The 17,578-nt window shown below is 68.4% G+C and carries 15 protein-coding genes and 1 pseudogene; 7 read left to right on the forward strand and 9 right to left on the reverse strand.

What is annotated here, in order from left to right; genetic code table 11:
* The first annotated feature begins 5 nt into the window (after nucleotides 1-5).
* Together J7E96_RS02570 and J7E96_RS02575 are read left to right on the forward strand one after the other, a co-directional pair.
* Nucleotides 6-584, forward strand: coding sequence for an IS607 family transposase (locus J7E96_RS02570; protein WP_215126985.1), 579 nt, complete (start codon nucleotides 6-8; stop codon nucleotides 582-584).
* A complete protein-coding gene (locus J7E96_RS02575) occupies nucleotides 577-2,217 on the forward strand; it encodes a transposase (RefSeq protein ID WP_215126987.1) in 1,641 nt (546 codons plus the stop codon). Before J7E96_RS02570 ends, J7E96_RS02575 begins: the two co-directional genes overlap by 8 nt.
* A 51-nt stretch (nucleotides 2,218-2,268) precedes the next feature.
* Here the strand turns inward: J7E96_RS02575 and J7E96_RS02580 are convergent, their stop codons facing one another.
* Genes J7E96_RS02580 through J7E96_RS02590 form a run of 3 tightly spaced genes read right to left on the reverse strand, consistent with a single transcriptional unit; the run spans nucleotide 2,269 to nucleotide 5,747 of the window.
* Entirely contained in the window at nucleotides 2,269-3,195 is a 927-nt protein-coding gene (locus J7E96_RS02580) for an N-acetylneuraminate synthase family protein (RefSeq protein ID WP_215126989.1), read from the reverse strand.
* A 33-nt stretch (nucleotides 3,196-3,228) separates the two neighbouring features.
* Nucleotides 3,229-4,455, reverse strand: coding sequence for an acylneuraminate cytidylyltransferase (locus J7E96_RS02585; RefSeq protein WP_215126991.1), 1,227 nt, complete (start codon nucleotides 4,453-4,455; stop codon nucleotides 3,229-3,231).
* Entirely contained in the window at nucleotides 4,452-5,747 is a 1,296-nt protein-coding gene (locus J7E96_RS02590) for a DUF6716 putative glycosyltransferase (RefSeq protein ID WP_215126993.1), read from the reverse strand. The genes J7E96_RS02585 and J7E96_RS02590 overlap by 4 nt, the downstream gene beginning before the upstream one ends.
* A 187-nt stretch (nucleotides 5,748-5,934) precedes the next feature.
* Between J7E96_RS02590 and J7E96_RS02595 the strand changes: the two genes are divergently transcribed.
* The 3 genes from J7E96_RS02595 to J7E96_RS02605 are packed head-to-tail and all read left to right on the forward strand — an operon-like array spanning nucleotide 5,935 to nucleotide 9,427.
* Complete coding sequence (locus J7E96_RS02595; protein ID WP_215126995.1) at nucleotides 5,935-6,930, forward strand: glycosyltransferase family 2 protein; 996 nt, start codon at nucleotides 5,935-5,937, stop codon at nucleotides 6,928-6,930.
* The gene (locus J7E96_RS02600) at nucleotides 6,930-8,264 is read left to right on the forward strand and encodes an alpha-2,8-polysialyltransferase family protein (protein WP_215126997.1); all 1,335 of its coding nucleotides are present in this window, start codon (nucleotides 6,930-6,932) and stop codon (nucleotides 8,262-8,264) included. The genes J7E96_RS02595 and J7E96_RS02600 overlap by 1 nt, the downstream gene beginning before the upstream one ends.
* A complete protein-coding gene (locus J7E96_RS02605; RefSeq protein WP_215126999.1) occupies nucleotides 8,261-9,427 on the forward strand; it encodes an acyltransferase in 1,167 nt (388 codons plus the stop codon). The genes J7E96_RS02600 and J7E96_RS02605 overlap by 4 nt, the downstream gene beginning before the upstream one ends.
* A gap of 62 nt (nucleotides 9,428-9,489) precedes the next feature.
* Here the strand turns inward: J7E96_RS02605 and J7E96_RS02610 are convergent, their stop codons facing one another.
* The 3 genes from J7E96_RS02610 to J7E96_RS02620 form a co-directional block, all read right to left on the reverse strand.
* Entirely contained in the window at nucleotides 9,490-11,796 is a 2,307-nt protein-coding gene (locus J7E96_RS02610; protein WP_215127001.1) for a glycosyltransferase, read from the reverse strand.
* The gene (locus J7E96_RS02615; protein ID WP_215127003.1) at nucleotides 11,793-13,322 is read right to left on the reverse strand and encodes a glycosyltransferase family 29 protein; all 1,530 of its coding nucleotides are present in this window, start codon (nucleotides 13,320-13,322) and stop codon (nucleotides 11,793-11,795) included. The genes J7E96_RS02610 and J7E96_RS02615 overlap by 4 nt, the downstream gene beginning before the upstream one ends.
* Before the next feature lie 394 nt (nucleotides 13,323-13,716).
* A complete protein-coding gene (locus tag J7E96_RS02620) occupies nucleotides 13,717-14,463 on the reverse strand; it encodes a hypothetical protein (protein ID WP_215127005.1) in 747 nt (248 codons plus the stop codon).
* A gap of 212 nt (nucleotides 14,464-14,675) precedes the next feature.
* On the opposite strand from J7E96_RS02620, the pseudogene J7E96_RS02625 reads away from it, so the two are divergent.
* Nucleotides 14,676-14,774: pseudogene (locus J7E96_RS02625) on the forward strand (IS5/IS1182 family transposase); the annotation flags it as partial.
* Between the two features lie 109 nt (nucleotides 14,775-14,883).
* On the opposite strand, the gene J7E96_RS02630 reads toward J7E96_RS02625, so the two are convergent.
* From J7E96_RS02630 to J7E96_RS02640, 3 genes are all read right to left on the reverse strand, one after another.
* On the reverse strand, nucleotides 14,884-15,231 hold the full coding sequence (locus J7E96_RS02630) for a hypothetical protein (protein ID WP_215127007.1): 348 nt from the start codon (nucleotides 15,229-15,231) through the stop codon (nucleotides 14,884-14,886).
* Between the two features lie 57 nt (nucleotides 15,232-15,288).
* The gene (locus J7E96_RS37020) at nucleotides 15,289-15,744 is read right to left on the reverse strand and encodes a hypothetical protein (RefSeq protein WP_251069289.1); all 456 of its coding nucleotides are present in this window, start codon (nucleotides 15,742-15,744) and stop codon (nucleotides 15,289-15,291) included.
* Nucleotides 15,745-16,194: 450 nt separating this feature from the next.
* Nucleotides 16,195-16,716, reverse strand: coding sequence for an RICIN domain-containing protein (locus J7E96_RS02640; RefSeq protein WP_215127009.1), 522 nt, complete (start codon nucleotides 16,714-16,716; stop codon nucleotides 16,195-16,197).
* A gap of 39 nt (nucleotides 16,717-16,755) precedes the next feature.
* Between J7E96_RS02640 and J7E96_RS02645 the strand changes: the two genes are divergently transcribed.
* Nucleotides 16,756-17,223, forward strand: coding sequence for a DUF3515 family protein (locus tag J7E96_RS02645; RefSeq protein WP_251069290.1), 468 nt, complete (start codon nucleotides 16,756-16,758; stop codon nucleotides 17,221-17,223).
* Nucleotides 17,224-17,578: the final 355 nt, after the last annotated feature.

The raw sequence follows: 17,578 nt of genomic DNA on the forward strand, positions 1-17,578 counted from the left end.
CGTGTGTGAATCTGACTGAATGGGCGCGCGCGCAGGGGATCGCCCCGCGTACCGCCTACCGCTGGTTCCGTGAGGGCACGTTGCCGGTCCCTGCCAAGCGAGTGGGGCCGCGCACGATCCTGGTGAACATGGACGCGAACACTTCACCTTCTGTGACTGGTGGGCTGGGTCTGTATGCCCGTGTCTCCTCCCGTGATCAGAAGGCCGACCTGGAGCGGCAGACGGCTCGGCTGTCGGCGTGGGCCGCCAAGGCCGGACACAAGGTCGTGCGGGTCGAATCCGAGATCGCCTCGGGGGTGAACGGCGCCCGTACCAAGGCCCGTCGCCTGCTGGCCGACCCGGTGGTGACCACCGTGGTGGTGGAGCGCAAGGACCGCCTCGGCTGCATGAACGTCGAACTCGTCGAAGCCGCCCTGTCCGCCACCGGCCGCCGCCTGGTGGTGCTGGAAGACGGCGAGGCCGAAGACGACCTGGTGCGCGACATGGTGGAGGTTGTGACCTCGTTCTGTGCCCGCCTGTACGGCGGCCGCTCGGCGAAAAACCGCGCGAAGAAGGCCCTTGAGGCAGCGGCTGCCGATGACTGACAAGAAGCAGCTGCGAACCATCGATGATCCGTTCGTCGCCCTCGGTCCGTCCGGTGTGGCGATACGCGACCGGCTCAAGCACCTCACCGTCGAGGACGAGAAGGTGTTGCGGCTGGTCGGCGAGCACCTTGGGCGCCTCGCATCGCAGGACCTCAAGCAGCGTTGCGTAGATGGCCTGGAGCACTCCAACGAGACCTGGGCGGCCCGCAAGCGGGAACTGACCGAAGAGTGCTCCTCGCGCTGGGCCGGAAGCATCACGAAGGCGACCCACGACCAGTGGGCGCTTTCCCGGCGCTGTCAGATCGCGCACATCCAGGGCCTTGAGGCCGGTGTGCAGACGCTGATGCACCGCCTCTCCCTGCCGATCGGGGAGAAGGGCAGCAAGCGGGCTCCGGGCGGCTACCGGTCCGAGGGCGAGTGGTTCCACAAGACGCGCCGCCTGACGGTTCTGAAACACCGGCTCGATGCGGCCCGTGCAGACCGTGAGGCCGGTGTCGTGCATGTAGTGCGCGGTGGCCGGCGACTCCTCAATACCCGGCACAATCTCCAGGCAGCGCAGCTCACCGAGACCCAGTGGCGTCAGCATTGGGAGGCGGAACGCTGGTTCCTGGCCGCTGACGGCGAGTCCGGCAAGCGCTTCGGGAACGAGACGATCCGCGTCAACCCCGACGGCGAAGTCAGCATCAAGCTCCCGGCCCCGCTGGCCGACCTGGCGAACGCGAAGCACGGCCGGTACGTCCTCGCCTCCAAGGTCGCGTTCCAGCACCGGGGCGCAGAGTGGGCCGACCGCATCAGCGCGAACCAGGCCGTCGCCTACCGCATCCACCTCGACGTGCAACGCGGACGCTGGTACCTCACCGCTTCCTGGCAACGCCCGGTCGTCCAGACGATCCCGCTGGCCACAGCCCGCACCAAGGGCATGGTCGGCGTCGATACGAACGCCGACCACTTCGCCGCCTACCGGCTCGATGCGCACGGCAACCCTGTCGGCGATCCCAAGCGGTTCTCCTACGACCTGTCCGGGGCGGCTGATCACCGCGACGCCCAGATCCGCCACGCACTCACTCAGCTCCTGCACTGGACGAAGCAGACCGGCGCGACCGCGATCGGTATCGAGAACCTGGACTTCACCGCGGAGAAGACCCGCGAAAAGCACGGCCGGCGCAGAAGGTTCCGGCAGCTGATCTCCGGCATGCCCACCGGCAAGCTCAAGGCCCGCATCGTCTCCATGGCCGCCGAGCTGGGCATCTCGATCGTCGCAGTCGATCCGGCATACACCTCGATGTGGGGCGACCAACACTGGCGTAAGCCCCTGGCCAGCACAAACCGCACAATGACTCGCCATGACGCCGCTTCGGTGGCGATTGGCAGGCGCGCCCTCGGGCACCCGATCCGGCGACGGACGGCACCGCCCCACGACGACCAGAGTGATCGTCGTGGGCATCGGACCGTCCAGGCCGACCGCGGTATCCGAGGGCGCGAGGAACCCCGCCACCCCGTCACGGAGCGTGCACACGATGCACGCCGCCGGACGGAGGGAACGAGAACGCGGGTGACCAGCGCATCCAACACCGTTCGGGATGCGCACAGTTCCAGGACGTGGGTCCAAGACTCACTCCTGGACACTGTTTAGGAACGGTGCCGTTCACGGCGACTACGACCGTTCGTCCGTCGGGTCTGTCCGTCAGACCGCGACGGGCTCGCGGTCGGCGCCCTCGGCGACGACGCCCGCGACCCGGCGCAGCTTCTTCATCGGGCCGAGCTCGGACTCGTACACCTTCTTGACGCCGTCACCGAGGGAGGCCTCGATGGTGCGGATGTCACGGACCAGGCGGGTCAGGCCGCCGGGCTCGACGGAGGCGGCCTGGTCGGAGCCCCACATGGCGCGGTCGAGGGTGATGTGGCGCTCGACAAAGGCGGCGCCGAGGGCGACGGCGGCCAGGGTCGTCTGGAGGCCGGTCTCGTGGCCGCTGTAGCCGATCGGGACATTGGGGTACTCGGCCTGGAGGGTGTTGATCACCCGGAGGTTGAGCTCCTCGGCCTTGGCCGGGTACGTCGAAGTGGCGTGGCAGAGCAGGATGTTGCTGCTGCCCAGCACCTCCACGGCGTGGCGGATCTGCCGCGGCGTCGACATGCCGGTGGAGAGGATGACCGTGCGGCCGGTGGCGCGCAGCGAGCGCAGCAGCTCGTCGTCCGTGAGGGACGCGGAGGCGACCTTGTGGGCCGGTACGTCGAACTTCTCCAGGAACGCGACGGCCTCGGTGTCCCACGGGGAGGCGAACCAGTCGATGCCGCGCTTCTTGCAGTGCTCGTCGATGGCGCGGTACTCGTCCTCGCCGAACTCGACGCGGTGGCGGTAGTCGATGTACGTCATCCGGCCCCACGGGGTGTCGCGCTCGATGTCCCACTGGTCGCGCGGCGTGCAGATCTCCGGGGTGCGCTTCTGGAACTTGACCGCGTCGCAGCCGGCGTCGGCGGCGGCGTCGATGAGCGCGAAGGCGTTCTCGATGTCGCCGTTGTGGTTGATGCCGATCTCACCGGTGACGTAGACGGGGTGGCCGGGGCCCGCGGTCTTGGAACCGAGGGTGCGCAGGCGGGAGTTGGTGCTCATGTCTTTCATTTCCTTACGGAGGGGGGATGTGCGTTACGGGGTGGGGGTAAGGGAGGGGCCGAGGATCCAGGCGGCGATCTCGCGGATCGCTCCGTCGCCGCCGGGGATGGTCGTGACGGCGCGGGCGGCGCCGCGGACCGTGTCGTGGGCGTTGGCGACCGCCACCGGCCAGCCGACGAGGGCCAGGCAGGACAGGTCGTTGACGTCGTTTCCGGCGTAGAGCACGCGCTCGGGCGCGACGCCCTGCTCCTCGCACCACTGCTTGAGGGCGAGGTCCTTGCGGTCGATGCCGTGGAGCACGGGGACGCGCAGCTTGCGGGCCCGTGCGGCGACGACCGCGTTCTGTTCCGTGGACAGGATCAGCAGCTTGAGCCCCGCGTTGCGCAGGGCCGCGATGCCGAGTCCGTCGCCGCGGTGCACGGCGACGAGTTCGCGTCCTTCGGAGTCGATCAGCACCCGGTCGTCGGTCTGGGTGCCGTCGAAGTCGATGACGACGGCGTCGATGTCGTCGCGGGTCGGGAGGTCGGTGGCTTGCGGATCCAGCAGCGGCGCGAGGGCGCGGGCGCGGGCCAGGTCGTGCGGGTCGTCGATCTCCAGGACGCGGGCCGGGTCCGTGACGACGAGCGCGGTCCGTCCGAAGAAGCGGTGCCCGGCCTTCCGGAATCCGGCGGCGTCCATGGCGTACGCCGCCCCGGTCTCCAGGAAGTCCTGCGGCCGGTCCTGACGGCGGGGCCGGAAGCTCTTGTCGTGGTTGACGCCGGTGGCTGTGTCCCCTGCGTCCCCTTCCCGCCAGACGAAGCCGTGGAAGGGGGCCACCGTGTGGGCCGTGTCGGCGCCGTCCTCGACGACCGCCGCGCAGACGCCGTCGACGTCCTCGCTCGTCAGGAACGGGCTTGTGCACTGCACCAGCAGCACCACGTCCACCACCGCGCCGTGCAGCGCCTCGTGGGTGTCCAGGGCGTGCAGTACGGCCGCCTCGCTGGTCGCCGTGTCCCCCGCTATGTCCGCCGGGCGCAGCGCCACTTCGGCGCCCGCGCCGCGCGCCGCCGCCGCGATGGCGGGGTCGTCCGTGGAGACCACGACGTCCGTGACCCGGCCGGCGCCCAGGCACGCCCGTACGGCGCGCGCCACCAGCGGCACGCCCCCGACCGGGGCGAGGTTCTTCGCCGGTACGCCCTTGGAGCCGCCGCGGGCGGGGATGACGGCCAGGACGCGGCGTACGGACGCGGTGTCGGTGTCGGTCTGCGGCCGGCTGCTCATAGTTCTCCCATGCGGCGGATGACGGGGGCCACGCGCTGCACCCCGTGGCGGTACGCCCCGCGCGCCGCCTCCCGTACGGCGTCGCGCAGGACGCGGCGTACGCCGGTGACATCGGTGGTGGTGGTCCGGGTGCCGTCGAGGCGGTGGCGGGCGAGGACGCCGGGGAGATAGCCCGGCGCGGTGGCGGAGGTGTAGTAGGGGGCGATCGGCGGCAGGCCGGGGCGCTCCAGGAGTGCGGTGACTCGTTTACGTACGGCGTCGAAGGCCGTCCCGTACGAGCCGTCCGCCGCCACTCCCTGGCCCGCCAGCCACTCCTCGTCCGCCCGCGGCCGGTGACCGGCGTCCAGCTGGTCCCAGGAGGCGAGGCACCCGGAGCCGAGGAAGTGGTGGTTGCCGAGGACCTCGCGCACGCCCAGGTCGGTGAGGACGGCGGTCGGGATGCGGCGGTGCAGAGACTCCAGGGCGGCGGTCGAGCTGACCGTGACGAGGAGGTCGGTGCGGTCCAGGACCTCGCCCATGTGTCCGTAGACGAGCCGGAAGTTGGGGGGCGGGCCGCCTTCGATACGGGCCGCCAGCTTCTGGTAGGGCAGCTCCTCGATGTGCGTGGTGTGCTCGCCCGGCTTGCTGCGGAGCTTGAGCAGCACCTCACGGCCGGGATGCAGCCGGGCGTGCTGGACCAGGCGGCGCAGCAGGTACGAGCGGTCGGCGCGGGACTGCGGCACGGAGGGCTGGGCGGCGAAGACGACGGTGCGGGTGTCCGTACCCGTGTAGCTGTCGCCGCCCAGGAACGGCAGCGCGGCCTCCGTGACCGCCGACGCGTCCGCGCCCACACCCTCGTACACCGCGCGGAAACGTTCCGCGTCGTGGCGGGAGTTGGCGATGACGATGTCCGCGCCGTGGCGCAGCAGCAGCCCGTCGGCGAGCTTCTCGTAGACGACGCCGACGTAACCGGTGCCGATGACGGGCCGGCGGCCGGTGTCCGGCCACAGCGGCGCGAGTCCGTGCAGCATCGCCTGTACGGCGCCGCCGACGAGGGCGAGCAGGACGACGTCGTACGCCTCGTGCTCGATCTCGCCGATGAATTCCGCGGCGGTCACCTCGCGCACACCGTCGACCGGCACGCCGACCTCGGCGAGCTGGCGCGGTGTGGGGGTGGCCCGGCCGCGCAACAGGAATCCGCCGATTTCGGCTTCCGGCGCGATACGGCGGGCGGTGAGGGCGCCCCATTTCCATCGCGTATCGGAATCGGCGATCACGGCGATCCGCAGGGTTTTGCTGGTACTTGCTGGCACATCGACGAAGTTAGGCACGCATTCCGATTGACGGCCCAACTCAGCCGCAACAAACGGTTAACAGCACATCGACGATCGGCGTCGGCCCTTGCAGAAAAGGCAGGTTAACCATTCCGCCATTCTTCGTTCACCCGCCATCTCTCCGGCGGTCGCAACGAATGCCGCGGTGCGCCCTAGCGTCACGCAGGTGGTCAAGCTCTCTGTCGTCGTGCCGTTCTTCAACGTGCAGACATACGCCCCAGACACCCTTCGAAGCCTCGCCGCGAACGCACGCGAGGACTTCGAGTTCATCCTCGTCGACGACTGTTCGAGCGACGGAACGCCGGAGATCCTCCAGCGCGCCGAGCGCGACCTCCCGGGGGCGGTCCTGGTCAGACACGAAACCAACGGCGGCCTGGCCACCGCCCGCAACACCGGCCTCGACGCCGCGCGCGGCGAGTACCTGACCTTCCTCGACGGCGACGACTGGCTGGCCCCCGGCCACTACGCGCGGCTCCTCGCCACCATGGAGGAGCTGGGCTGCGACTTCGTCCGTACGGACCATGTGCAGTGCACCGGACGTACGCGTACGGTCCACCGCGTCCCGCACGGCAGGCGCGGCGTCGTCATGTCACCGCGCGAGGCGATCCTGCCCGCCACCCGCTCCACCTCCGTCGACTACGCGTTCGCCTGGGCCGGCATGTACCACCGCAGGCTCGCCGACCGGGGGCTGCTGCACTTCACCGACGGCCTGCGCACGGCGGAGGACCGGCCGTGGATCTGGCGGCTGCACCGGGAGGCCGAGAGCTTCGCGGCGCTCGGCACGCTGGGGGTCTTCTACCGGCGGGGCGTCGCTTCCTCGCTGACGCAGATCGGCGACGTACGCCAACTCGATTTCATCCGGGCCTTCGATCAGGTCATCGAGGAAACGGCGAAGGACCCGGACGCGGACCGTCTTCTGCCGAAAGCGGTGCGTACGTACTGCGCCATCATTTCCCACCACTTGGGAAGTATCGAAAGGTTCGAACCGGCCGTGGCACGGAAATTGCGGACGATGAGCACGGCGGCCCTCAAGCGAATGCCGCAGGATTTCCTCAAGGACGCGCTGGATTCGATGGACATGGAGCGTTCGGGGCGGCTGCGCCGGCTGCGCCGCCGTCCCGTGGCCCCCGGCACGACCGCCGCGTCGGGGGTCGCTGCCTGATGGCCACCACGCAGATCTTCTTCGCCTCCACGCTGTACGGCGCCGCGACGCTCGCCGCCGCGATCGACAGCGACTGCTTCTCGCCGGGCGCCCGGCGGCTGCTGCTCGTCAGCAACAACACCACGACGCCCGAGACGACGCCCGCCCTCGACGAGATGCCGGGCTTCGAGCGGCTGCGCGGCCGCTTCGACCGCGTGCTGTCCTGGAACGAGACCATCGCCCCCTTCCACCCCGGCGGCTGGTCGCCGCGCGCGGACGACATCCCACTGTGGGAACGCCACTTGCGGCTGCTGTGGGGGCTCGGCGACGACACGGTGGAGCTGTTCGTCGAGTCCATCCAGGTCAACCCGGCGCTGGCGCTCGCCCAGCTGTTCACGGACGCGCCGATCGAGGTGTACGCCGACGGGCTCATGAGCTACGGCCCGACCCGCAACAAGATCGACCCGCTGGTCGGCACGCGCGTACGCCGCCTCCTCCACCTGGACCTGGTGCCGGGCCTGACTCCGCTGCTGCTGGGGGAATTCGACGTACCGCCGGAGCTCGTACCGACGGAGGCGTTCCTGAAGGTCCTCGCGGAACTGGCCGACGGGGAGGAGCGGTTGCCGGTCCCGGCCGACTCTGCTCTCCTCCTCGGCCAGTACCTGTCCGCGCTGTCGATCCTCACCGCCGAGGAGGAGGAGAACCTCCACGTCAGGATGTTGCTCGGGGCGGTCGAGCGGGGCCACCGGCAGATTGTCTTCAAGCCGCACCCCACGGCGCCGGCCCGCTGGTCACGCATGCTGGAGCGCGAGGCGCGGACGCTGGGGGTCGAACTCACCGTCCTGGAGAGCCCGGTGCTGGCCGAGGTGCTGTACCAGCGGTACCGGCCGGCGCTGGTGGTCGGGTGCTTCTCGACGGCGCTGCTGACGGCGAGCACGTTCTACGGAATCCCGGTGGCCCGCACCGGGACCGACGTACTGCTGGAACGGCTCTCGCCGTACCAGAACAGCAACCGCGTACCGGTCACGATCGTCGACGCGCTGGTGCCCGACCTGGCGGAAGGCACCCCGCAGCCGGCTCCGGCCGACCTGGCGGGCCTCCTCCAGGCGGTCGGCTTCGCGATGCAGCCGCAGATCCGGTCCGACCTGCGGCCGGCGGCCGAACGCTTCCTCTCCCGGCATCTGGACGGCCACACCTGGCGCTACTTCAAGCGCCGCCGCCTGACGACCCTGGCGCTGCCGGGCGCGATCCCGAAGCAGTTCGCGTTCATTCCGCGCAGTGCTGGGCTGCGGCGGGTGGTGCGCAGGGCGCGGTCCTTGAAGCGGGCCGCGCTCAAGCACGCCTCAGTGGGATGAGCACCGCCGAGGCCGTGCTGGCCGGGCCGCCGCGCATACCGGATGGCGCGCGCGACTCCAAGCCTGCGACGTACGACGACAAGCCGCAGCACCACACCAAGCCTGCGCCCTCCGCGCGGCTGGGCGCGCTGGACGGGCTGCGGCTGGCCGCCGCCCTGATGGTCGCCGCGTACCACTACGGCGGCCGGGGCGGTGACATCACCACGGCCTGGGGCTCCTCGCCCAAGGTCCAGTTCCCCACGGCCCACGCGTGGTTCGCCTACGGCTCCCTCGGGGTGCAGGTCTTCTTCGTCATCAGCGGCTTCGTGATCTGCATGAGCGGCTGGGGCCGCCCGCTGCGGTCCTTCTTCGCCTCCCGCGTCTCGCGGCTCTTCCCCGCCTACTGGGCCGCCATAGTGCTGGTCACGGCGGTCTTCGCGCTGCCCTGGGTGGCGTACGAGGCGGTCTCGCCCAGCGACGCGCTCGTCAACCTCAGCATGCTCCAGCAGCCGGTCGGCGCCGACCGCGTGCTCGGCGTGTGCTGGACGCTCTGGGCGGAACTGCGCTTCTACGCGCTGTTCGCTCTGTTCGTCGTGCTGCCCGGCGCCGGCCGGCAGCGCGTCGTGCTCTTCTGCGCCGTGTGGACACTGGCCGCCGTCCTCGCGGACGCCGCGAACGAGCCGCTGCTCGACGTCGTCCTGATGCCCGAGTACGCGCCCTTCTTCATCGGCGGCGTGGGCCTCTATCTGCTGCACCGCGACCGCCGGGACGCCACCGCCTGGGGCATCGTCGCCGTGAGCTGGCTGCTCGGCCAGCACTACGCGGTGGCGGAGCTCTGGCACCCGGACAGCCCGGAGTTCTTCTCGTACCGCTCGGGTTCGGTGATCATCGCGGTGGTCACGGCCGGCTTCGTGCTCGTCGGCGCGATAGCGCTGGGGTACTTCCGGTGGGCGAACTGGCGCTGGCTGACGGTGGCCGGCGCCTTGACGTATCCGTTCTACCTCGTGCACGAGCACCTGGGCTGGGTCGCGGTCGACGTACTGCACCAGCGCCTGGGCCTGCCGTCTTGCGCGACCTTCGGGCTGACGATCGCCGGGATGCTGCTGCTGGCCCAGCTGCTGAACCGTTGCGTCGAGAAGCCGCTCACTCCGCTGCTGCGCAGATCGCTCGCCGCGAGGCGCTAGAGGGGAGGGCAGGAGAAGGGTGGGGCGCCCCCTGGACGGGTGCCCCACCCTTCTGCTGTCCATCAGCGAGCCGGGCGCCCCAGGATCGCCCTCAGATCGGCGGCGTTCGCCTCGGTCACCTTCCACAGCTCCTGCTGCCGGCCGTGCACGTCGGCGACCGATGCGGCGTGGTCGTCGAGCAGGCCCAGCGCGCGCTCGGTGAGCACCGCGCCGAGGTTCTTGTCGTGTACGGAGATGCCCCACTCGGGCCGGTCGATGTCGGACAGGAAGTACGCCATCTTGGGGTGCGAGATGAGGCTGATGATCGGCGTACCGCAGCCGAACGGGATCATCCCCGCGTGGCCGCGCATCCCGATGACGAGCTTCGTGCGCGCGTACGTGTCCCTGATCGCGTCGTTGTCGAAGTCGTACATCGGGATGACCGGCAGCGAGACACCGTGCTCGCGCCGCAGGTCGAACGCGATCTTCTCGTCGTCGAGCGAGTGCGCCACGCACTTCACCTCGGCGTGGGCGCCGAGCGCCCGTACCGCCTTCGCCATCTCGGAGAGGAAGTGGCCGTAGTCGTGGCCGAAGCGCAGCCCCGCCCGGTCGTACGCCGCGTTGACGAGGACGGTGTTCTCGCGGTGGAGGGGGTCGGTCCAGCCGTCGACGAGCTGCCGGGTGACGGTGGTCGGGCAGGGCTGGAGGCGGACCTTGTCGTGCAGCTCGGCGGGGAGCAGCGCGCGTACCTTCTCGATCGAGCCGTGGTTGCGGAGCCCGAAGAAGGAGGCGCGCTCGACGAGGGCGCGCAGGGCGGTGTTGAAGCGGTCGGCGCGGTAGGACTGGCCGTCAAAGGCGTTGAAGCCGACGGCGTACACCATGACGGGTACGTCGATGCGGTTCAGCAGCGCGTCGGGGACGTTCCACTGCCAGGCGCTGTTGCCGTTGGGCGCGGTGTCGGGGATGAACAGCCCGCCGCCGCCGATGACCAGGCCGCGCCGGGCGTTGACGCGCTCCAGGGCGGCCTCGTCGAAGAGGCGGTGGGCGTGGATGGAGTGCCATGTGCGCGGCCCGGTGTCGCCGTCCGTGTCGAAGGCGAGCCGTACGCTCTCGGGCAGGAGCTTGTCGCCGGCGTTGCCCTGCTGCTCCATGTAGAAGGCGACGTGCGCCAACTGTTCGCCGGGCACACCCACTTCGGCGGGCCGTGGATTTCGCGTACGGCGCTGCATGAGCCGGTTGGCCCGGTGCGTCGGATCGACCCGCAGCCCGTCGAGCGCGTGCCGCTGCGCCGCGTCGTCGTCGCCGTGGATCCAGGCGATCTGCGCCAGCCGGCCGAAGGCGGTGGGGGCCCGGTTGGGGGCGGCGGTGGCGAGCAGCAGCTGCGCCCGGGCTTCGTCGTAACGCGACACGCTCATCAGCGCGTGGCCGAGCACCTCGTGCGGCCAGGACCAGTCGAGCGGGATGCGTACGCGCCCGAGCAGATCCACCGCTTCCTGGTACTCGCCCGCGGCGATGTGGGCGGCGGCGACCTTGCGGGCGCTTTCGACGTCGCCGGTGCGCTCGACGTGCGGGGTGCCGAAGTGGACGAGCAGGTCGTGGTGCATGCTCTTGCCCAGCGCCAGGCAGGCGGCGTAGAACTGCGCGTCGGACAGCTCGAACTCGCGCCAGCGGTCCTCGGCCTTCCCGTACCCGGCCTCGCCGCCCTGCCAGGGCTTGTGGCGTCCGGTGAAGTGCAGGATCGCGGTGTCGTCGGGCACCGGCAGGTCACCGGACAGCCGCCGCTTGACGAAGTTGTAGCGGGCGTCGAGCTGGACGAAGTCTCCGTCGAGTACGGCGTTGAGGATGCCCTGGTCGTGCTTGTCGAGCTCGTAGTCCCCACTGCGGCCGGTCTCGTCGATGCGGGCGCAGAATTCGTCACTCAGATACTCACGCTGAATCACCAGCAGCCCGCTGTTGAGTTTGTGCTGCCCGTAGAAGAACTGCGGTACGGCGGCGAGCCCTTCCCGCAGCTTCAGCAGCTCACTCAAATCCCCCAGCACCACCATGTCGGTGTCGAGGGTGATCACGGTGTCGTAGTCGCGGATGCGGAAGACGTCGAGGATGAAGTAAGCCTTGCGTACCAGGTAATTGTCCTGGCCCCCCTTGGCGTACGAGTCGTAGTGCGCCGCATCGACGCGGCGCAGCTCGACGCGCGGGTGCAGGGCCCGTATCCGGGCAATGGACGAAGGCTTCAGATCGTCGTGCAGAACGATGAAGTCCTCGCACAGCCAGGGATTCGACAGGGCGAGGCTGCGCAGCAGCACAAGAAAGCCGGGCAGGTAGTTCTCGTCGACAAAGCTGGCGAAGGCGATGCGGCGCTTGCCGGTAAGGGCATGGGTGGTGGATGTCATCGCAGGGAAATCCTCATGTCACTGACGCTCTGGGCGCGTTCCATGACCCACGCCTTTTCGCTGGTGTATTCGTGCACGGAGGTGATGGGCATCCGCATGGCCTCTTGAAGGCGGTAGGCGCCGCTCTCGTAGAAGTCGAAGCCAATGAGATCGAGCGTGGGGCTGACGTCCAGGAAGTCGAGCAGCCACAGCATGTTGAAACCGCTGGTGGGGATGGAGGACCACACATCCGGTCCCACCTTGCCGACATTGCGCAGGGGCCAGCGCAGCGACTCGTCGCCGAGGTACTTCTGTGCTCCGGGCACCAGCCGGTTGCGCAGCGAGTGCTTCCAGTCGCCGGAGACGCCGCCGAAGACGAGCCGCGTCGTGACCGGCCGCTCCCAGTTGAAGCCGTGCTTGTGGATGGTGGCGTGGATGTCGGTGCGGCTGCCGGTCGCCGCCGCGTCGATCTTGTACGAGTTGAAGCGGAGGACGAGGTCGTACGCGTCGATCTCGCTCCCCAGCGAGCTGCGCCCCACCCGCTGAGAATTGGCTATAAGGCATACGGACTTGCCGGCGATCTGATTCCGGAACTCCCCCAGGGTGATCCACTCCACCCCGCCGAAGGTGGGGTCGGCGACGGGCCCTCGCATGCGGTTCCTGCGCTGCTCGGCGTAGAGCGTAATGACCTCGCACAGCCCTGCCGCTTCGCCCCCGTTGATCCCGATCCGCAGATCAAGATACTGACCGACAGCCTCCTGAATATCCTGAACAGGGCTACCGCTCCGCTCCATCGCGAGCAGCGCACCGACGAGCCGCGCCTCGCCCTGCGCCCAGTCCCCACGCGCGTGCAGCGCGAGCCCTTCGGCCCAGACATCGGTGGCGGGCCCGGCGGAGTACTCCCTCGCCTTGGGGCACTCGCGCTCCAGCAGCCGCAGCAGCTCGTCCTGCCGCTGCCCGCCGGCCCGCATGCCGGCGATTTTCGGCGCGACGCCGAACCCGTCGTCGTCGGTGAGCGCGAGATACCGCTCGTACGCCTCGACGGCGGCGGCCTCGTCCCCGATGGCGTCCAGCGTCCGGGCGCGCAGCCGCCAGCCGGCGCGCGATTTTGCCCGCCGGGTCAGCACGGTGTCGCTGATGAGCAGCGCCAGCCTCAGCTCGTCGTCGTACCCGCACTCCAGAGCCTTACTGCCCACAGCAAGCAGCGCATCGAGCAGCTCACCGCCCCACACATCGGCGGGACCACCCGCGCCTTTGGCGGCGCGCCGGATCAGGGCGGTGGCACCGGAGGCGGCGGTCACGAGCGCCGGTTCCTGCGTCATGGCCTGCACAGCGAGCAACTGTCGCAACTTCTCGGCAAGTTCCGTACGCCGTCGATCCAGCCCGGAGACAAGCTTGCCGCTGTGCACGGCGCACGCACGCAGGCACTCGTCGAGCCCGGTCGGCTTGATCCCGGCAGATGGCTCATGAGGTGACTGGCCGTTCGGCGCGCCGGTGGGATTCTCCCCGTCGCGCGGTCTCGGCCATCGGTTGCGGGCCTTCGTCATGATGCTCCAAGGTCTTTCCACCCCGCTGACAGGTGGCGGGTCCGCGTCACCCTAGGAACCCAGCACGACCCCAGGGTGAACTCCCCTCGTCCCCCCGGAAAACGACTGCCCCTACGTGGGCGGTCGTGTGCGTGGGGATCCAACTACAGAAAGAGCGTGCGTCCTTGGCGTGCACGACGGATGCCTCGGAGCCCGCAGAATCCGCAAAAAGCAGCCCCGCCGCCCGGATTGAGGTCCGGGTGACGGGGGCCGCTTGGCGTGTGCTCATAAGTGGCCCTTGCGATCGGCCGTTACCGCATGGGAACCGCGGCTACAGGCGGAAGGGCAGGAAGCCGTGCGAGCCCTGAGCGAGGGCTGGGATGCCGCGCCGTTACACGCGGGAGAAATTCGGAGATCAGCGGGTGGCGAGCTTCGCCTTCCAGGTGCCGGAGCCGCTGGCGACCTCCTGGACTTTGTCCAAGTCCTTACCGAAGGACTTCACCAGGGGGTAGATCGTCCATACGGTGGATGCGGTGGCGACGGCCGCGTGGTGGCCCCTGCGGGCGACCTTTCCCTTGTGGATGGCGATGGCGGCGTTGACGTTCTTGACCTCGCTGCCGGCTCGCAGGACGTCAGTGACCTTGCCCTTGTCGAACTGATAGCGCAGGTTGAGCGTCTCGCTGGTGACCGGGACGTTGAAGATCCTTTCGGTCACGGTGAAAGAGATCCACTCAACGCTCTTGCCCTGGACGGCCTGGTCGGTCTTGGAGGTGACCTCGGTGACGAACTTGACGTCCTTGTTGTAGGAGTCGACGACCTTGAGCGGGCGGTCTATCTTGCCCTTGGCCTGGCCGCTGAAGGCCTTGTAGATGTTCCGGTTCTGGAGGTACTTGACGAACCGGGCCTGCTTGTCGGCCGGCAACTTGGTGAACGCGTTGAGGGCCTTTCTGGCCTCGGGCGTCTTCTGGTGCTTCAGGTAGGCGGTGTAATTCTTGACAGTGAGCTGGGCGGGCTGCTTCGCCTCGGCTTGGGCGACGGCCTGCGTGCTGTTGAGATACGCGGTGGCGTCCATGGCTGACGCGGTGGGGGCCAGGACGGCGAGTGCGGCGGCGCCGGCGACGGCGGAGGCAGCGATGCGACGCGTGGCGATACGGCTGTGCACGATGTTCTCCCTGAGGCTGCGGTATTTGGCGGGGGGGGGCAACAAGCCTATGGATATGCCGAGTTGGCCAATATTGACTCTTGGGGCATTGCACTTGAGGGCCACCCGTTCCTAAAGCGTGTTGCAGAAGGCTGCGACCGGGGCCCCTCTCGTGCACGCGTGTGGAGTTGTGGGCTGAGCCGTTGTGGGTGAAAACGTTCACCGGGTGGCGGATGCGGCAGCTCGCGCCGCTGTTCGAATGCTCGCCGATAACGGTGTGCCGGGTTGTCCAGCGGCTGCGGCCGCTTCTCGCCCCGGAGCCGGCTCCGCGCCGCGCGGACACCGCGGAGCATCGCCGGGTGCACGCCCGCGCCGAGCACGCCTTCTCCCGGACACGACCCCGGCCCTGACCTGCGCAGTCACAGCCTTCTGCAACACGCTTCAGTCTGGAATGCGGCGCCCCATCTTTGCCGATTTCCGGTTATGGTCCTTGGTGTCCCACCACTCTTCCAAGAGCGCGTGTACCAGGTGCACGAGTTGGTCCAGACGTTCCGGATCAGGGGCGGGCGAGGTGAATACATCCGTGAAGGATTTTTCGTCCCACGGCAGGGTGAAGACCCAGCGCTCGTCCTGGTGACCTTGACGCATCACGGTAAGCCGGTAGGTCAATGTCACCGTGCGGTTCGGGTGATGATCGACCGACAAGCCGGAGACGTGGTACGTGGTTGGTGGGTCACCCGTGGTGTACGAGCGGGCCAAAGCGCGCTCAGCTGGTGTCCGCGCCGGCATGTGGCCCACCCGCCCCTTCGTCTCATCAGGTAGGGAATGCTTCCCCTCTTGCTGCGGTCAGCACTTGGCAGCGTAACCGGTGGTCACCGTATAGGCGGTGAGCAGGTCATTGGTTCCGGCGGGGGTTCCGATGATGGTGCGGAACTTTTCCTTCGGAGGGCACGCGGGGGCGTAAGTGGAGAACCCGCCTCGGCCATTGGGCTTGCCGGACCAGATGGCCGCCCTGATTCGCTTGTCCATCGTGTTGTTCCAGCCGTGACGTCGCTTGATGTGCTTCCAGCCCCAAGTCTTCGTGCCGCAACGAAGGGTGTACACCCCGGGGCCACGGTGATACTTCTTCACGATGTACTTACTGTTCTTCCTTTTGCACGTCGCGTCGATACTGTCGGCGGCAGCCTGAGTCGACGAAGAGGGCGCGGCGGTCGCAGGCACAGCCGCCGGTATCGTCAGAGCCGAGGCCACAACGAAAGCCGAGAAAATGGTCTTGACGTTACGGGACCTGTCCAGATGCACGTCTCCCCCTTGGGCTATCTCCGCATTCAGCGGGGCGAATGGCAACCTCCGGTCGGGGATGCGTGATAATCACACCACGTCTGCGCGCATTCGGTAATTGTCTTTTGGGGCATTGCCCTTCAGGTCACTGTCCGCTTCTGGGCGCTCCTATCAGTGCTGGCTGCTAGGTACGTTGAGCAGCGACGCACCCAGGGGAACATGGCTCTGCTGGGAACAGATGGACAGGAAGGCACCCCGAGGATGGCGACAGCTGCCACGAGTGGCCTCGGAGGAATCGTCCCCGGCGGCTTTCCGCTGGGGACGGGGCCGGCCGATCAGAGGCGGTTGTGCAACGCAGGGCAGCTCGACCGGCAAGGGATTCGAAGATCCGCTTGATCACCGGGCGGACCGTCCCGCCCATCTCGCCGCCCCATGATGCCCGGGTCCATCATGGGCATTTCGTGGCGACCATTACTTCAGTCCCCACTCCTGCTTGATGCGCTTGCTGTTGCTGTCGTTCCACTTGGTGATGGTCAGCTTCCTGCCGCTCTTGCTGGTCTCGGCAGTGATGGCCATGCCCGACCACTTGTTGATGATCTTGCTGGCGTTCAACGCCCACTGCTGCTTCGTGGAGGAAGGGCTGCAGCCGTACTGCTTCACCTGCGTGCCGGACGCCTTGGAGGTCACGCCCATGCACTTGGCCGACTTCTTGTTCCTGATCGTGTAGAGGCCCCTGCTGTTGCCCTTCAGCGTCCAGCGCTGTTCAGAGCCACTGCCACACCGCCGGATCACCAGGACCGCGCCGCTGTTTTTCTTGCCGTCGTTGGAGATGCACACGTCCTTGCCCTTGGGGGTACCCCATACCTTGCCCAGGCGGACGTTGGTGTAGCTTCCGGTAGTTCCTGTCTCTCCAGCAGCGGCCGGAGCTACGCCGCCACCGACAAGCGCGGTGGCCGATGCGGCAAGGATGAGCGTACGGGCTGTCTTCTTCACGAGAGGTTCCCTTCTGTGGTTCGTGTTTCGCGGGCGCGGATGGCCGTCACAGCGGCGGCGATCGGCGCCCTGACTGGCGGTGTGCTGGTGGCACGTCAGGTGAGCTCGCCCGGATACGGGTTTGAGTCCGCCCCGCGAGCCGAGCGGCCTGAATGCGAGAAGGCCGCGTCCCGCTACCCGGACCGTCTCGCGGGCCAGAGGCTGACCTTCACCGGACGCCCCGGAGTCGCAGTGTGGGGCGATGACGCGATTGTTCTGCGCTGTGGCCTCACGCCGCCGGCCCCGACCGTCGACCCGTGCGCCAACGTCAACGGCGTGGACTGGGTCTTCCTCGAAGACCGTTCCAAGGACGGCAAGAAGGTGGTCCTCACCTACGGCCGGACTCCGGCTGTAGAAGCCGTGGTCTCCGACAAGGTCGCCGCCATGGACGCCGTCCTGGTCGACCTGTCCAAGCTGGTTGAGCCGATCAAGAAATACACTCGATGCCTGAACTCTGAAGACGTGTGACCTCAACCTTGTATGCGGGGACCGAATCCGCGCCATTGATGTTCGAACGAAGGCGTGAGGGCGCCATGCCCGCGATGTCCCGTTAGGGCAGTGTCCTTTCGAGCACCGCCCTAACGGGACCCCCACCGGATTTCGCGCCAACTGAAGACCAAGAGCTGGAGCGGCTGCCTTCCGTAAATGGCCCTTGACGGCCAGCCGTTGAGGGCCCGCAGAGGTTCAGGCAGTGAGCGTTTTCAGCGTGACCACCGATCGGGTGACGTGTGACTGAGCATCACAGATGGCGGATGAGCGCTCTACTTGGCGGGTCTGAGCGCTAGGTTCTGCTCGCGGGGCCGCCATCGTGGTGGACCATTGG

It is taken from the genome of Streptomyces sp. ISL-96 (genome assembly GCF_018614035.1).
Classification (GTDB): domain Bacteria; phylum Actinomycetota; class Actinomycetes; order Streptomycetales; family Streptomycetaceae; genus Streptomyces.

Bases quoted from the DNA above. Each gene is read 5' to 3' on its own strand.
- J7E96_RS02575 (WP_215126987.1), top strand. From the start codon at position 577: ATGACTGACAAGAAGCAGCTGCGAACCATCGATGATCCGTTCGTCGCC.
- J7E96_RS02580 (WP_215126989.1), bottom strand. From the start codon at position 3,195: ATGAGCACCAACTCCCGCCTGCGCACCCTCGGTTCCAAGACCGCGGGC.
- J7E96_RS02585 (WP_215126991.1), bottom strand. From the start codon at position 4,455: ATGAGCAGCCGGCCGCAGACCGACACCGACACCGCGTCCGTACGCCGC.
- J7E96_RS02600 (WP_215126997.1), top strand. From the start codon at position 6,930: ATGGCCACCACGCAGATCTTCTTCGCCTCCACGCTGTACGGCGCCGCG.
- J7E96_RS02605 (WP_215126999.1), top strand. From the start codon at position 8,261: ATGAGCACCGCCGAGGCCGTGCTGGCCGGGCCGCCGCGCATACCGGAT.
- J7E96_RS02610 (WP_215127001.1), bottom strand. From the start codon at position 11,796: ATGACATCCACCACCCATGCCCTTACCGGCAAGCGCCGCATCGCCTTC.
- J7E96_RS02615 (WP_215127003.1), bottom strand. From the start codon at position 13,322: ATGACGAAGGCCCGCAACCGATGGCCGAGACCGCGCGACGGGGAGAAT.
- J7E96_RS02630 (WP_215127007.1), bottom strand. From the start codon at position 15,231: ATGCCGGCGCGGACACCAGCTGAGCGCGCTTTGGCCCGCTCGTACACC.
- J7E96_RS02645 (WP_251069290.1), top strand. From the start codon at position 16,756: ATGGCCGTCACAGCGGCGGCGATCGGCGCCCTGACTGGCGGTGTGCTG.